The 15,501-nt window shown below is 39.4% G+C and carries 13 protein-coding genes and 1 pseudogene; all 14 read right to left on the bottom strand.

Going from position 1 to position 15,501, the window contains the following annotated elements; translation table 11 throughout:
- Positions 1–157 precede the first annotated feature (157 nt).
- Complete coding sequence (locus RQP52_RS22215; protein WP_127455448.1) at positions 158–499, bottom strand: helix-turn-helix domain-containing protein; 342 nt, start codon at positions 497–499, stop codon at positions 158–160.
- 8 nt (positions 500–507) lie between these two features.
- Positions 508–2,310, bottom strand: a complete 1,803-nt coding sequence (gene glmS, locus RQP52_RS22210; protein WP_315953880.1) for a glutamine--fructose-6-phosphate transaminase (isomerizing) — start codon at positions 2,308–2,310, stop codon at positions 508–510.
- Positions 2,311–2,607: 297 nt separating this feature from the next.
- A complete protein-coding gene (locus tag RQP52_RS22205; RefSeq protein WP_315953879.1) occupies positions 2,608–3,735 on the bottom strand; it encodes a DegT/DnrJ/EryC1/StrS family aminotransferase in 1,128 nt (375 codons plus the stop codon).
- A gap of 99 nt (positions 3,736–3,834) precedes the next feature.
- Positions 3,835–4,473 (bottom strand): acetyltransferase, encoded by a 639-nt coding sequence (locus tag RQP52_RS22200; protein WP_315953878.1) that lies wholly within the window; start codon positions 4,471–4,473, stop codon positions 3,835–3,837.
- Between the two features lie 15 nt (positions 4,474–4,488).
- Positions 4,489–5,085: a sugar transferase gene (locus RQP52_RS22195; protein WP_315954023.1), complete on the bottom strand. Its 597-nt coding sequence runs from the start codon at positions 5,083–5,085 to the stop codon at positions 4,489–4,491.
- A gap of 102 nt (positions 5,086–5,187) precedes the next feature.
- Positions 5,188–5,967: pseudogene (locus tag RQP52_RS36630) on the bottom strand (glucosamine inositolphosphorylceramide transferase family protein); the annotation flags it as partial.
- Positions 5,968–6,128: 161 nt separating this feature from the next.
- Positions 6,129–7,163, bottom strand: a complete 1,035-nt coding sequence (gene galE / locus RQP52_RS22190) for a UDP-glucose 4-epimerase GalE (protein ID WP_315953877.1) — start codon at positions 7,161–7,163, stop codon at positions 6,129–6,131.
- 21 nt (positions 7,164–7,184) lie between these two features.
- The gene (locus tag RQP52_RS22185) at positions 7,185–8,249 is read right to left on the bottom strand and encodes an EpsG family protein (protein ID WP_315954022.1); all 1,065 of its coding nucleotides are present in this window, start codon (positions 8,247–8,249) and stop codon (positions 7,185–7,187) included.
- Positions 8,250–8,278: 29 nt separating this feature from the next.
- The gene (locus tag RQP52_RS22180; protein ID WP_315953876.1) at positions 8,279–9,181 is read right to left on the bottom strand and encodes a glycosyltransferase family A protein; all 903 of its coding nucleotides are present in this window, start codon (positions 9,179–9,181) and stop codon (positions 8,279–8,281) included.
- Positions 9,178–10,299, bottom strand: coding sequence for a glycosyltransferase family 1 protein (locus RQP52_RS22175; RefSeq protein WP_315953875.1), 1,122 nt, complete (start codon positions 10,297–10,299; stop codon positions 9,178–9,180). The genes RQP52_RS22180 and RQP52_RS22175 overlap by 4 nt, the downstream gene beginning before the upstream one ends.
- Positions 10,300–10,311: 12 nt before the next feature.
- Positions 10,312–11,430 carry a glycosyltransferase family 1 protein gene (locus RQP52_RS22170; RefSeq protein WP_315953874.1) on the bottom strand — a complete coding sequence of 373 codons (1,119 nt, stop codon included), beginning with the start codon at positions 11,428–11,430 and terminating at the stop codon, positions 10,312–10,314.
- Positions 11,415–12,569: a glycosyltransferase family 4 protein gene (locus RQP52_RS22165; protein ID WP_315953873.1), complete on the bottom strand. Its 1,155-nt coding sequence runs from the start codon at positions 12,567–12,569 to the stop codon at positions 11,415–11,417. Before RQP52_RS22165 ends, RQP52_RS22170 begins: the two co-directional genes overlap by 16 nt.
- A 12-nt stretch (positions 12,570–12,581) precedes the next feature.
- Positions 12,582–13,460 carry a UTP--glucose-1-phosphate uridylyltransferase GalU gene (gene galU / locus RQP52_RS22160; protein WP_315953872.1) on the bottom strand — a complete coding sequence of 293 codons (879 nt, stop codon included), beginning with the start codon at positions 13,458–13,460 and terminating at the stop codon, positions 12,582–12,584.
- A gap of 19 nt (positions 13,461–13,479) precedes the next feature.
- Positions 13,480–15,309 (bottom strand): polysaccharide biosynthesis protein, encoded by a 1,830-nt coding sequence (locus RQP52_RS22155; protein ID WP_315953871.1) that lies wholly within the window; start codon positions 15,307–15,309, stop codon positions 13,480–13,482.
- Positions 15,310–15,501 lie beyond the last annotated feature (192 nt).

The raw sequence follows: 15,501 nt of genomic DNA, 5'->3' as shown, positions 1-15,501 counted from the left end.
TTAAGAACAATAAGAAAAAAGCCCCCTGCGGGGCTTTTACTTCAAGCTTGGATTTAGTTTCTTGTCGCTCTTGTTACTCTTGTAGACCTTGTAGACGGATAACACATATCTATAACAGCAGTCAGTATCGTGCAAACCGATGACTTGGGAATGCTCACTAGTTAACTTTATCATTATGCCATTTCATGAACTCTATCAAAATTTTCAATTCATGAATACGTTCTTTGGCGATACCTGATTGTTTCAAATCAGCTATAAAATCCATCCATTCTTGATCCAGTTGATGATTCGTTCCCGTATCTTCCGTAATTTTCAATAAGAGTTTAAGATCAACGTTAAGAACCTCTGCAATTTTTTCTATGACATGAATGGAGGGGTTCTGTTTGAGATTTCTTTCGATATTACTTAAATAGGATTTGGAAATACCTGTCCGCTCTGAGAGCTCAGACAATGTGTACCCCCTCTGCTTACGTATACTTGAAATATTTTGACCGATCATGGTTATCATCACTCCACGGTGACACTTTTGGCAAGATTTCTTGGCTTGTCAACATCGCAACCTCGATATACGGCTGCATAATACGCAATTAATTGTAACGGAATAACCGAAACCAGCGGGGTAAGATGCTCGTGAATGGCAGGCAGAACGATCTGATCGTGCTTTTCCTCCATCCCTTCCATGCTGATCATACAAACATGAGCACCACGTGCCAGAACCTCTTGGACGTTGCTCCTAATATTGCCCCTGATATGAGATTGGGTTAAAAGTGCAATAACTGGAGTGCCCTCTTCAATTAAGGCAATGGTTCCATGTTTCAATTCTCCACCGGCAAACCCTTCGGCTTGAATATATGAAATTTCCTTAAGCTTTAATGCGCCTTCCAGACATGCGTAGTAATCCATGCTTCGCCCTATAAAAAAGCAGGTGCGTGACGCATTTAAATACTTCCATACGTTCTCTTCCATCATCTCCTTCTTGTTAATCATAATATCCATCGCATTCGCGGCAATACTTAGCTCATGGAAAGGGTTGATCTCCTGTTTAATTCCTTTTGCATGCGCGCTGTCAAATGCGAGTATCGCTAATACAGCAATTTGTGCTGTATAGGCTTTTGTTGAGGCTACCGCGATTTCGGGTCCAGCATGGGTGAGTAACGTGAAGTTCGCTTCACGTGATAACGTGGAACCTGGTACATTGGTAATCGTTAATGTCGGATAGCCCAACTGCTTGATGGCTACTAATACACCTCTGCTATCCGCCGTCTCTCCGCTTTGAGAAATGAAGATAAAAAGGGGGTTCTTGGAGAGAATGGGTCTGTTATATAAAAATTCACTTGCGATATGAGTTTCAACGGGGATTTCGGCTATTTTCTCAATCAACTGTTTACCGACCAATCCCGCATGATAGCTTGTTCCACAAGCAATGAGATAGATACGATCCGCTTCCTTCATACTATTACGAATGTTAGGATCGATGATCAAATCACCATTGCCATCTTGGTATTTGGAAACGATTTTACGAATGACAAAGGGCTGTTCGTCAATTTCTTTCAGCATATAATGCGGATATATCCCTTTCTCAATATCACTAGCATCAAGCTTGACTTGAAAAGGCCTTCTCTGCATGAGCTCTCCGCTCAAGTTTTTAATCGTTTTTGAATGTTGGCGAAGAATGACCATCTCCTCATCCATCAATTCCACGAACTGATTCGTTAGCTGCAGCATCGCCATAGCATCGCTTGCAATAACATGAAAGTCTTGGCCTAGTCCAATGAGCAAAGGGCTTTTATTTTTACCAACATAAATCGTATGGATATCTTCGTCATCTAATAAAGCAACGGCGTAAGAACCTTTCATTGTGACGAGCAATTGCCGAAAGGCTTCTTCAACCTCTAAGCCGCTTTCCACTAATTTCTCCATTAACTGGACAATCACTTCCGTATCCGTATCGCTTGAGAAAGGGACTCCAGAAAGAAATTGCTGCTTGATTTCCTCGTAGTTCTCAATAACCCCATTATGGACAATCGTGAAGCGACCGCTGTTGCTTTGATGAGGATGTGCATTTCTGCGGCTAGGTTTGCCATGTGTCGCCCATCTCGTATGACCAATACCAACTAACGCTGTCTCCTGATGATCAATCACATCGTTAAGCGCAGCTATCCGTCCCTGTTCTTTGTAAACATGTATACCTGTTTCATTCAATAAAGCTATTCCGGAAGAATCGTACCCTCTGTATTCTAGTTTTTCCAAACCTTTAATCAAGACTGATTTCGCATCCTGATTACCGATATATCCTACAATTCCACACATTTTAAATCTCCTTTGAAATAAAATTCTTAATAAAGAACAATTGAGTAATAATTAACTATAAATTGAATACATGATCCAATTCCCACATAAGTTTTTAAAAAGGGAGGGATTCTGTCATGTATTCACTTTCGACGAGTGTATGGAAAAAGGCACAACGTACTTACCATAAGGTCTTGCATGCATACAATTCCATACTTTATAGAGACTGCCTTGATATAGAAATGAAAGAAGCATTATTTGAAAAGATGCAGCATCACAGACAGAAGATGAATGAAGGCGCTTAAGCATGGCGCAATGTTAAACACTAAGGCTTTTGGCCTTAATCAATGACTCCTTGATGCATGCGATAACCCGCATCTGCTCATCTTCCGACAGACTGGACCCGGATGGTAGACAAAGTCCCCTTTTAAACAATTGCTCGGATATAATCTCATTATCACTATGTGGGTAAAACTTAACCCCTTCGAATAGAGGCTGCATATGAAGCGGTTTCCAAACTGGACGTGCCTCGATATTTTGTTCCGCCAATGCTCCTAATAACGATTCAACCGATACACCAGCTTCATTTTCGTCCAAAGTTAACACTGTCAGCCAACGATTCGAACGCGTATTGGGCAGCTCGGGCATAAACTCGATCCCTGGAACATGCGCTAACTCTTGAACATATCTTCTGAAAATCGCTCTCCTGGCGTTAACTCTCTCTTCCAGCACCTCTAACTGAGCTCTGCCAATCCCGGCGAGCACATTGCTCATCCGATAATTATAACCAGTCTGGCTATGTTGATAGTGCGGCGCATAGTCGCGCGCTTGGGTTGCCAGGAAACGAGCTTTATTCAGCTCCTCGCCTTCGTTGGAAACCAGCATCCCCCCGCCGGAGGTCGAAATAATTTTATTGCCATTAAAGGAATAGATGCCAAACTTCCCGAATGACCCGCTCGCTTTCCCTTTATACGTGGAGCCCAACGATTCTGCTGCATCCTCGATTACAGGGATATCAAACGCTTGGCAGATCGCCAAGATTTCATCCATCTTCGCACTTTGGCCATACAGATTAACAACGATGACTGCTTTAGGCAGTTTTTTTTCTTGGGCAGCATCGTATAAGGCACGTTCTAACGCTTGAGGGGACATGTTCCATGTTTCTGGCTCCGAATCAATAAATACCGGTGAAGCTCCCAAATAGACAATCGGGTTGGCACTTGCAACAAAGGTTAGACTTGAACAAAAAACCGTATCTTCCGCTTGAACATCCAGCAGCCGCAGAGCCAAATGAATGGCCGCCGTTCCGGAGCTGACCGCAGCCGCGTCGTTAACCCCCACATAGGAGGCAAGCTCTTTCTCAAATGCATCGACATGAGGGCCAAGTGGAGCGATCCAATTGGTATCAAAAGCATCTTGAATATAGGTCATTTCATTCCCGCTCATGTGTGGAGGGGAAAGATATATTCTTTTTGTATGCGTGAACACTGGTTATGCACTCCCTTTATATGGGTTCTTGTGACAAAAAAAGCGCCTTGGGCGCTATTAGGCGAACTTTCGGCTGCTTATAATTTTTGCCGGGGTTCCTACTGCTGTGCTATTCGTCGGGATATCACTAATTACTGTGGCACCTGCTCCGATAATCGCCCATTCTCCGATGCTTTTCCCAGGAATGACGGTCGCTCCCGCACCTATCATAGTCCCTTCTTTTACAATCACGGAGCCGGTAAGTGTAGCTTTAGGAGCAATGTGGGCATAGTCACCAATGTGATTATCGTGCTCTACAATTGCACCCGAGTTAATAATCACATGATCGCCGACGCATGTATCGGCGCTAACAATGGTATTTGCCATAATAACTGTACCATTCCCTATAGAAGCACTCGAACTGACAATCGCTGTGTGGTGAACGAGTGAAACATAGTTTTCCTTGGCTAGGCCAAGCTTTGTCACAATCGACTTGCGAACCGCGTTATTCCCAATCGCAATCACAAATTTAAGATGACTCATTTGATTCAACAGAAGATGTGCAGAAGAAATCGGACCTATGTATACTTCATTACTTAGAGTTAACTCATCATACTTGTCATCCAGTATGGCGATGATCTTCGCATCACTTTTGGAATGAATCAAATCCCTTATGACCTTACTATGGCCACCCTCACCTATAACGACTAAATCCAACCTGTACCAAACCCTTCATGATAGATTTGATCCGGAGAATTTCTCCATGGTCACATGATTCCCGTGGCTGATTCCATCCGACTTAATCACTTTGACAAAAGTTAAAGCTAGGATTTTGAAATCAAGGAGGAGACTTTGATTCTCCACATACCAGACATCAAGCCTGAATTTTTCTTCCCATGAAATGGCGTTTCTACCGTTAACTTGAGCCCATCCCGTAATCCCAGGACGTACTTGATGCCTTTTGGCTTGCTCTTCCGTATATAGCGTCAAATAATCCATTAACAGCGGCCTTGGGCCTACTAAACTTAAGTCTCCTTTAATCACATTCACCAATTGGAGCAACTCATCAAGGCTGTATTTTCTAAGGAATTCCCCAAAGGAAGTTAATCGTATTGAATCCGGCAATAAATTCCCTTCGTTGTCCCTTGCATCTGTCATGGTTCGGAATTTATAGATATTAATTGGCTTGCCGTGCAATCCAGGTCTTAACTGTGTGAAGATAATCGGTGATCCTAACTTTACTCTAACCAAAACAGCGACAATGCCGATAATTGGGGAAAAAAGGATTAATAAAGGAATTGAGATTAGTAAATCAAAAAATCGCTTCATCATGATCATGCTCCTATTGGTCTTAACTAAAAATTTTGATTTCAAACGGTTAAGTTTCCATACAAAGTAATTGGACTTCTGGGTGCTATGACCATCAACAGCTACTAACCACTGTTTATCATCCGTCATTAACTGGTCGATATGGTGCATCCCATCTTTTCTCCAATCGCCTTCTTTTTTCGAACCGCATAAGACTAAGGAGATTTCCTCTTCCTCATATTCAAACTCCGTTAGCTTGTTTACCTTAAAGACTCTCACTGAATCGCCATAATGAGGATAATCCGCTTGGGTATACCTATAGATCGTTCCATCTGAAAGAATGAATCTTCCTCCGGGTCTGCTAATCATCAAGTTACTAGTAATTAATGGGCTTTGGGGATGTGCGAGATAGGGTCCTTCCAATTGCGCTGAATGGAATAAGTGAAGATTCCCACCCTCAGTCCCTGCAAAAATCCACCATTTATTAGCGTATCTGATAATGGAGGGGTCCATGAAGTTACCTTCCAGCAGCTCACATGCAACTTCCCATTCATAAGGAAACCGCTTGGCTTTGTACAATAAAACACGATTGGTTTCAATCGTTTCAGGAAGCATGAACATCTCGTCCTCAACTTTAAAAACATGAGGATAAGATAGATGGAAGTTTTCACTTAGAACGACTTGTTGATACTCCCATTTCAACCCATCTGCACTTATGGCTAAGCCAATTTGCCCACGTTCAAGTTCTTTATTAAAGATCTCAAAAAATAAATAAAACCTTGAATCATCCTTGAGAATAAAGGGATCTGCTACAAATTCAGCTGGCACATCACTTACGTCTGAGGCTTGTATAGACGGTTTATCCACGTCCAATTCGGTTTCATTTAGTAATGTTGTTATCATGTCAGCGGAACTGAAAACCTTGATCGACCATATCTGAGCAACAATTCCCTTCTTCATAAGGGAAATTAACGTCTTTAGTTTTTTAATAAATTTCCGATTTATAGGGAACAAACTTTAATCACCCTTCAGTCAGTACCGACATACGCATGAGTAAGCCCCCGCTATACCGTTATTTCTTCTTCCTTTTTATGAAAACCGTATGGATTATGGGCTTGCCACCTCCAGGAATCAAGACACATCTCTTTAATGCCTCTCTGAGCACTCCATCCTAACTCACGTTTAGCCTTGTTCGGATCCGAAAAACAGACGCCTATGTCACCTGGCCTTCGATCTGTCATCGTATAAGGAACATGTTGTCCAGTTACACTTTCAAATGCTAATACCATTTCCACAACGCTATAACCCTGTCCCGTACCAAGGTTGTATGCCTCTACTCCTGTACTCGCCATAACCTTCTCCAACGCTTTCACGTGCCCACATGCCAAATCGACAACATGAATATAATCTCTGACACCTGTGCCATCTACAGTTGGATAATCATTTCCATAAATCATTAATTCCTTTAATCTTCCTACTGCCACTTGGGTAATGTAAGGCATTAAATTATTCGGTGTACCGTTTGGATCTTCGCCTAATCTGCCACTACTATGAGCCCCAATCGGGTTAAAGTAGCGTAACAGCGCAATGCTCCATGTGGGATCGGACACGTACATGTCCTGCATGATCTCTTCGATCATCAGTTTTGTACGACCATATGCATTCGTTGCGCCTAGAGGAAAGTTTTCTGTAATTGGCACTTGATCTGACATGCCATATACGGTGGCTGACGAACTGAATACGATTTTTTTCACCGCATATTCCTGCATAAGCTCACATAACACGAGCGTGCCCGTTATATTGTTGTGGTAATATCGCAGTGGTAAACGAACGGACTCGCCAACTGCTTTTAACCCTGCAAAATGAATCACAGCTTCGATTTTATTTTGTTTAAAGACCAACTCTAAATCCTGGCGGTTTAACAGATCAATCTGATAAAATGCAAAGTCCTTACCTGTTAGTTCTTTTACTCGTCTCAAGGACTCTAGACTGCTATTGCTTAAGTTGTCAACAACAACAATGTCGTATCCTGCGTTCAGTAACTCTACACAGGTATGACTTCCGATATAGCCGGCTCCACCGGTTATAAGTATTGGCATTTTGAACCTCCTGACTGTTGGTTAAAATTTTAAGTAGTCACTTCGATAAAAGAGATGTAAAGTAACCACGTTTTCATAGTAAAAATAAATGAGATAGAAACCTAAAATGGCGTAATAGATAAACTTTCGTTCTCTCTTTACAAATAAACTGATCACCCATGACATGAGAATGATATTGTATAATCCAAAATAGATGGTAAACCTGGCAAAAATCCAATTTTGTGTCGCGACCGCCATGACAACAAAATTCAATAAAGACATGTTCACAACATAGTCACCGTAAGGAAATAACTCTCTTAGTTTATTTCTTCCCAGGTATGCCAAAATCAATGGAACTGCTCCAATAGCCACCCTGATGACATTAGCTCCACCTTCTTGAATGCTCTGATATTCACTGTAATGGGTATCGGCAATTGCATTGAATATGGCGTCAGAGAGCACGCTATATCCTACAATGAGTAACACGGCAATAGTCAAGAGTACAAAAGTTGAGGATGTCCATGCCTTTCTCCTCACAATAAAGTAAATAGGAATAAGGATTAGGGCACTTTGATGAAACAATGAGGCAAACACCACCACAAGAAAATATTTTTTCCAGTTTCCTTCAAATAAGAACTTGGTAGCAGCGAATACTATTGCAGAAGCCAAAAATTGCCTTACTCCGTTCATGGAAACGATGTAAAGCCCAGAAGTAATATAGAGGTATATGCTAAGTTCAAATAACTTGGAATATTTGTATAACACGTAAACAATAAGAACGTTAGTAACTAAGGCGGTTAAGAATATTAATACCTGTGGATCTTGAGTGTATGACTTTAAAATCATTTGTAAGATCCCAAAACCAATATCTTTCTCAGCCTTAATTTGTTCCCATGTAAAATTATTAACGGTGTAAGCATGCATATAGAAAAATGTATCACCAATATTATTCCTAAGCCCTGAAACAAGTACCATTGAAGCCATTGTAAAAGAAACTAGTAAAAGATTCGGTCTTACAGCTGCTGAAACTGGCGAACTTCTTACAATTAATCTTGAACATAAAGAGAAAATATAAACAAACAATAAATTTAAGTACAAAATGGCCAAGATACCAGTTCCCTTCAAGATACTACTTGTTAATTACGTTTCATCACAGTAGCTCTACTAGTATTCCGAATATAAAAATAAAGCAATACACCAAAAGGCGTTGCTATCAAAGTCGTCCATTTGCAAGGTGATTCTACTATAAATTTAGAATTATTAATCATTAAATTAGTAGAAACATAATGAATGGCTTCACGTAATTTATCTTTATATGTAGGAGCCAGTTTCATGGCAACTTTCCTGAAAAATAAAAAACCTCGTGGGTTTTTTATATATTGTTTTATAATGTTCATACTCGAACCATCAACTAAATACTCAACATGACAGAGTACCTCATTCATGATGAGCAGAGGACATTCTTGGTCAATAAGAATATACTTATAGCTTAGAGGACAATACTTTTCTCCAGGAAATATTGGGTATGGAGGGGTTTTGCGTGTAAGTTCAGAACGATAAATTAACTTCTTATCTCCTTTAACTTTATGTTTAGCATGTAAATGAGAAAGGGTGGATGATACTAATTGATCTGGCAACCTGGTACCTATCACATTTCCGTCCGTTGTTGCATCTAACCCTATAATTCCGGCATAGCCTACATTTCCATGCTTTTTCCAGAAAGAAATTATTTTATCCACAGCATTGTCAGCCATGTAATCATCTGAGTCTATACAAACATTTAGTTCTGTATCCAGCAGCTCGTAAGCGGTGTTATGAGCGCCATGCATGCCTTGATTTTCTTGAAAATAGTACAGAATTTTTATCGCACCTTCGCTTATCCATCCTGCCACAAGTTCACTAGTATCATCTGTAGAGCCATCATCAATGATTAGCCAAACAAAGTCATTGCACGTCTGTCGCTTGAGACTCTCGTAACACAAATGCAATGTGTATGCACGGTTATAAGTAGGTGTAAAAATAGTAAGAGTTGGTTTCAAGATAATTCCCTCTCTAATTGTACCGATTTATAGTCCCCATATTGCAAGGCCGCTAAAATACTTTGAAAGACTATCCTGTCAGGCCTTACAAAATTATGATAGTAATTATAATTATTAACCATCATTTTATATCGAAATTCATTATCTTGCTTTAATCTGTAGATTTTATCGATGCAGTCACTAGGCGTTCGAAATGCCAAATAATTTTGTCCTTCGCGAAAATCACCTGGAACATCATAGTGCAGTTCTTCTGTTGCTATTGCTTTGCTTGCAGCTACATATTCTGCAAATTTCCAACCAATTGATTCATGTAAACCCATAGTTGCAATACAAATTGAAGATTTCTTTACTCTTTCGATATAATGGTTACGTTTAGTCACTTTTTTATCATCAATAATGAGGTCTGCGTAGTATTTACTTGCATAACCCGTGGAATTAACACCACCGTAAAAACTAGGGCCAAATTCTTTTTTACACAGTCGTATGCAACTAGCTCTAAATTCATTTATGTATCGTCTCTCTTCTTTTTTTGAAGAGGATAGTTGTCCTGCATAATCCCCTTCTACATCCCATAATCTAGCCATGAATAATATTTTTGGATCCTTCTCCAAACTTGGAATTCCTTCAAAAAAATTCATATAGTAGCGTCCATTATAGTACTCAGAAAAAGGAATCATTCGGATGATTTTTTTTATTTTCTCCTTTTTAGGATCCTCTGGTGTAGGAAAATGAGCAGTATTACCTGGAACTGTAACCATATAATTTAATCCAAGTGGAAGCATTTTATTCGCATGTTTTAATTTAGAATTCTGATGAGGACTAAAACTTCTTTTAAAACAAATATGAAATTTGTTCAGCAAAGAATCTAAAAAATCAACAAAGTCCTGACCTTCCCTGAGAAGATTGTCATAACCGTCGTTAAGGTCGTATAAAACTTGAATTCCGTTCACCCTGGCTTCGATCATATTGTAGGGCAGCCGTTCGGGATGTCCTTTTCCTAGCCTCTCGACTTTTAAATCTATTATTCCTTGTCTTTCGAGCAATATAAAACCTGAGATGATATGATAAAGGTGTAGCGGTACTTCACCTAGCCTAATAACACATAAAATTTTGGACATGTTGGGCTCCTTTTACGATGTCATCCACTCTTCTGTTTGATCTAGATAAAATTTTTGAAGCCATTTTGCTGGTACACGAATGTCGAATCCTTTTTTTTGTATATGATCTTGTACCTCTAAAACTCTTTTATTCTGTTGGATCACTCTTTTTGCCCAAGCATCAGACGGTTTATTTAAGTTTTCAAATTGAACTAATCCAGCACCCATATCAACTTCCGACGTAATCACATCCGATATGATACAAGGCAATCCTGATCCCTGCGCCTCTATTAGGGTAACGGGTAATCCTTCGTGCCATGAAGGAAATACAAACACATCAAATGCTTGGAGCAATCGATTTATGTCATTGCGTATTCCGAGAAAAATTACTTTGCCTAATAGATTCAGATCCCTTACTTTCTTTTCTATATCTAAACGCAACGGACCATCCCCCGCTAACACAAGAACGGAATCTGGTTTATCATTATTTAATTGAGCAAAAATATCGATAAGAAATGAATGATTCTTCTGATGAGCGAATCTACCTACATGCCCGATCACAAATGTATCACGTGAGAGATTTAACTCCTGTCTTACTTGATTTCTTACCTCTGAATTAAAAACATATTGATCACTTTCTATTCCGTTCTTCAAAATTGTGGCGTTTACTACTTTATCTTCAAATAACCAGTTAGCAGCTTTATCTGAACATGCAAAATAATGTGTTGCGCAAGGCAAAATATATTTCCCTGCAATCCACTTGTATGCCTTGGCTACAACTCCACCTTCACTACTAGTATTATGACTATGAGCAATACGAATTGGAGTGTTGGTCCTTTCGGCTGATCGGAGAACAAATCCACTCATTTTGTCCAAATGGGAGTGTACAATTTTGTATTCAGAATGTGATGAAAAGAATTTATTCAAAGCCTTTATATATGCATAATGTCCTACATCACTAACATAAGGAATACGATGTATTTTTCCACCCATCTTTAGTATCTCTTCATCAAAAACCCCTTCTTTACTAGTTAGAAAATCAAACTGGACCTTAGAATGATCAATATTTCGATACAAATTCATCAATAAGGTTTCTGCTCCGCCCCGATTCATATTGACTACAACTTGTAAAATTCTTATTGGGTCGCCCACATGAATTCCACCTTCTCATCCATATATATGGAATAAATAGTACTCTTTTCAGCTAGTATTTTATTAATGGCATATTTTCGTTCAACCATATCACGTCCGGACTTGCCGAGTTTATACTTCAATTTACCATTTTGAGCAAGCAATTTTATTTTTTCGGACATTTCATATTTGTCATCGGTAGCTATGATCCAACCGTTCTCGTGACTATGGACTAGTTCTCTGTGCCCCCTGTTATCACTAGCTATAATCGGAAGGCCACAAGCCATGGCTTCCATAATGTTTACAGGAAGTCCTTCACGAAGGCTGGAAGCAACCGCAACATCACAGATTGGTAAAATTTTGTGAATGTCATCCCGATAACCTAGAAAATCCACCTTTTCAGAAACGTCTAGCTGTTTTGCAAGCTCCCAGCACTGTTCTTTTAGTAACCCAACTCCAGCAAGCAGTAGTTTTGCTTGGGGCACCTCATCTTTGATTAATGCTAATGCATGAATTAGCAATTGCTGATTTTTGTTTTCGTTGAATTCAGCGGCATAAAACATTAAAAAATCCTCAGAATTGTAACCGAAATTTCCCCTTGTTTGGCGTTTAACTGTTTCGCTAACAGGCTTAAAGAGGTCTATATTTACCCCAACTCCATGAACGTGTTCAATTCTCTTTGCTTTAAGTCGCCGATTCACCGCAAGAGCATAATCTTCCTCATTTATGGTTATCAGACAATCTGTAAAATTTGAAAGAAGCCTCTCAATTGGGTAATATACAAGCCAGTTGATAAGCGGAGCTCCCTTGCAAAAATGAAAGCCATGAGCAGTGTAAATCACTTTGGTTCCATACTTCCTGTTTCCCCGTGCTGCCAAACGTGCAAGAACTCCACCCATAGGGGTATGGCAATGTATAATCCCATATTTATTTTCATTGATAATGGATTTCAATAAATTATAGTTACTGATGTTTTTTAACTTAAACGGAGATCTTTGAATGGGTATGTTGTATTTCACATCAACATATGGAAGCTCTAGTTGGCCAGATGCCGCTATATGAACCTCCCACCCCTGCTCTTTGAACCATTTCATATAGGGCAAGTGAAAAGCTTGAAAATGATAATCAACGGTCGCACAAAAAAGCACTTTCTTTTCCATCTTCTTAGCCACCTATTTAATTAGTTCTTTTTCCAAGACTAGCGTAAGATACTTCAATAACTCGTATCTTAAATCCTCACGTTGCAAGGCGTAATCGATCGTAGTTTGTATAAATCCCATTTTTTCGCCAACATCAAATCTTGTACCGTTAAACTCATATGCATACACTGACTCATATCGGTTCAACAAAGCAATTGCATCAGTGAGCTGAATTTCTCCACCAGCTCCAGGTCCTTGATTATTTAGAATTTCAAAGATTTTTGGGGTAAGAATATAACGTCCCATGATTGCGAGATTTGATGGTGCTTCCTCTTTTTTCGGTTTCTCTACTAAAGTATTAATACTATGTAAACGTTCCTTGATTTCAAAACCGTCGACAATTCCATATCTGGATATCTCGTCGTCTGTAACGTGCTTCACACCAATAATTGAAGCATTATGGTATTCATATTGTTCCATCATTTGTTGCAAACAAGGTTTATCAGCACGTACAATATCATCGCCTAACAATACCGCAAACGGTTCATTTCCAATGAACTTGCGCGCGCACCAAATTGCATGGCCTAGACCCCTAGGTTCTTTTTGACGAATGTAATGAATATCAACCATGCTTGATGTTTTTTGGACTTCACTCAATAAATCGAACTTCCGTTTCTCCAATAAGTTTTGCTCGAGTTCAAAGGAATTATCAAAATGATCCTCGATAGCTCTTTTCCCTTTTCCGGTTACGATGATAATATCTTCGATCCCTGATTCAATCGCTTCTTCTACAATGTATTGAATCGTTGGTTTATCAACAATTGGTAACATTTCTTTAGGCATTGCCTTAGTTGCTGGAAGAAATCTCGTTCCGAGCCCAGCTGCTGGGATAATTGCTTTTCTTACTTTCATTGTCGGATTCTCCTTCTTGTTAAACAATTGAAATTAGTTTCTTCGAAATCGGTATCACATTTCCATTAGTTAAATTTAATAATTGTTCCCTTATGCTTGCCTTATCAAGCGATGCAAAGGTCGAGATAATTTCTAAAATTTCTTCCACATAAAGATCCGCTGTTTTACCAATATAAATTTTCGGATAAACTTGTTGTTCACCGACCTCGTCAGCTTTCAATAACTCTTCGTATAATTTCTCTCCTGGCCTCATACCTGTAAATTCTATTCCGATCTCTTCAATTGAATTTCCAGAAAGCTTAATTAAATTTATTGCTAAATCAACAATCTTTACTGGTTCTCCCATGTCTAAGACGAAAATCTCGCCACCTTTAGCTAAGGCTCCAGCCTGAATGACCAACCTTGAAGCCTCAGGAATCGTCATGAAATAACGAATCATATCTGGATGAGTAACAGAAACTGGTCCACCTTTTTCAATTTGCTGCTTAAAACGAGGGATTACGCTTCCCCTGCTTCCTAGTACATTGCCGAATCGTACCGCAACAAATTTCGTTTCACTATTTCTATCCATATCTTGAATAATCATTTCCGCCAATCTTTTGGTAGCCCCCATTACACTTGTTGGATTCACGGCTTTATCAGTCGAGATCATAACAAATGTATCTACCCCATTCTTACTCGCTGCCTTTGCAACGTTCATCGTTCCGATTACATTGTTCTTTATTGCTTCTTCAGGGTTACGCTCCATTAATGGGACATGCTTATGTGCAGCAGCGTGATAAACAACATCGGGATGATATTTATTCATAATTAACATCATCTTTGGGGCATCTTGTATATCAGCAATCTCTGTAGTAAATTCAATCTGCGTATGTAAAGAGCTGTCTTTCAGTTCCATTTCAATGGAGTAGATACTGTTCTCTCCATGTCCCAGCAAAATAAGTTGTTTAGGGTTGAATTTCGTGATTTGCCTACAAATCTCCGAGCCAATTGACCCACCTGCGCCGGTTACCAAAACCACCTTATCCGTTATAAATCCAGATATACTTTCAATATCTAACTCAACTGGCTCTCGACCTAATAAATCTTCAACCTGTACATCCTGAAATTGATTGACCGATAGCTTCCCTGTTATTAGATCCTCTAGCATAGGTAGTGTTTGTGTTTTGGCATTCGTCTTTGCACATTCCTGAACAATCGTGTTTAACTCCTTTTTACCAAGAGAAGGAATAGCAATAATAATGTTCTCTATATTTAATTCTATAACTGCTTTCTTAATCCGATTAATGCCACCGATTACTGGCAGCCCCAAAATATCAAGATTATGAATTTTGACATTATCATCAATAAATGCAACAGGCAGTAGCTCTGCATCACTATTTTTTATTAGTTGTCTTGCAACCATAGTACCCGCTGAACCTGCTCCAATAATAAGTGTCTGCTTTTTATCCTGTGCTTTACTGGTAAAAGTACCTCTAATTAATCGCCAACAGAACCGAGAGCCACCGATAAGCAAAATGTGCAGCATCCAAGTTACGGCAAGCAACCTAAAATAAATATCTTGAACAATGATTTGTTGCATACAAGCAGCAGTAATGATGGATATAGTAACCGCCTTGAAAATAATCAACAATTCGCCTACGCTAGCATGCTCCCAAGCCTTTTTGTAGAGTTTATACATCAAAGAAAATAAATGATGACTGAGCAGCAAAGTAATTGAACTTATTACTAGCGGCGTAGTTATAACATTAAAATCTGCACTCAATAAAAATCGGCTGAAGAAAATAGACGTTATGACAATAAAAGAGTCCGCAATGATTAGCAGTGATAATCTTTGACGGTATGACAATATAATTCACCCTTTCAATAAAGTACTTAAGTATATGGCCTTTTGAAAAAAGACCGTATAATTAAACACTTTATTTTTTTCTAGGGCATCTAACCCTTCCTCGCGCCACACTTTCGACGACTCGCGTCTAAGGTCTATTTCAACCCACAGCATGGCCGAGTGCCTCCTTTGATAACGGTAAGGAGGCATCAC

It is taken from the genome of Paenibacillus violae (assembly GCF_032461945.1).
GTDB lineage: Bacteria > Bacillota > Bacilli > Paenibacillales > NBRC-103111 > Paenibacillus_E > Paenibacillus_E violae.
The sequence above is the reverse complement of the archived record's forward strand: the minus strand, read 5'-3'. Positions and strand labels throughout refer to the sequence as shown.

Excerpts from the sequence above, each read along its gene's own strand:
- RQP52_RS22165 (WP_315953873.1), bottom strand. The coding sequence starts at position 12,569 with ATGGAAAAGAAAGTGCTTTTTTGTGCGACCGTTGATTATCATTTTCAA.
- galU (WP_315953872.1), bottom strand. The coding sequence starts at position 13,460 with ATGAAAGTAAGAAAAGCAATTATCCCAGCAGCTGGGCTCGGAACGAGA.
- RQP52_RS22205 (WP_315953879.1), bottom strand. The coding sequence starts at position 3,735 with ATGAGCGGGAATGAAATGACCTATATTCAAGATGCTTTTGATACCAAT.
- galE (WP_315953877.1), bottom strand. The coding sequence starts at position 7,163 with ATGCCAATACTTATAACCGGTGGAGCCGGCTATATCGGAAGTCATACC.
- glmS (WP_315953880.1), bottom strand. The coding sequence starts at position 2,310 with ATGTGTGGAATTGTAGGATATATCGGTAATCAGGATGCGAAATCAGTC.
- RQP52_RS22195 (WP_315954023.1), bottom strand. The coding sequence starts at position 5,085 with ATGAAGCGATTTTTTGATTTACTAATCTCAATTCCTTTATTAATCCTT.
- RQP52_RS22175 (WP_315953875.1), bottom strand. The coding sequence starts at position 10,299 with ATGTCCAAAATTTTATGTGTTATTAGGCTAGGTGAAGTACCGCTACAC.
- RQP52_RS22215 (WP_127455448.1), bottom strand. The coding sequence starts at position 499 with ATGATCGGTCAAAATATTTCAAGTATACGTAAGCAGAGGGGGTACACA.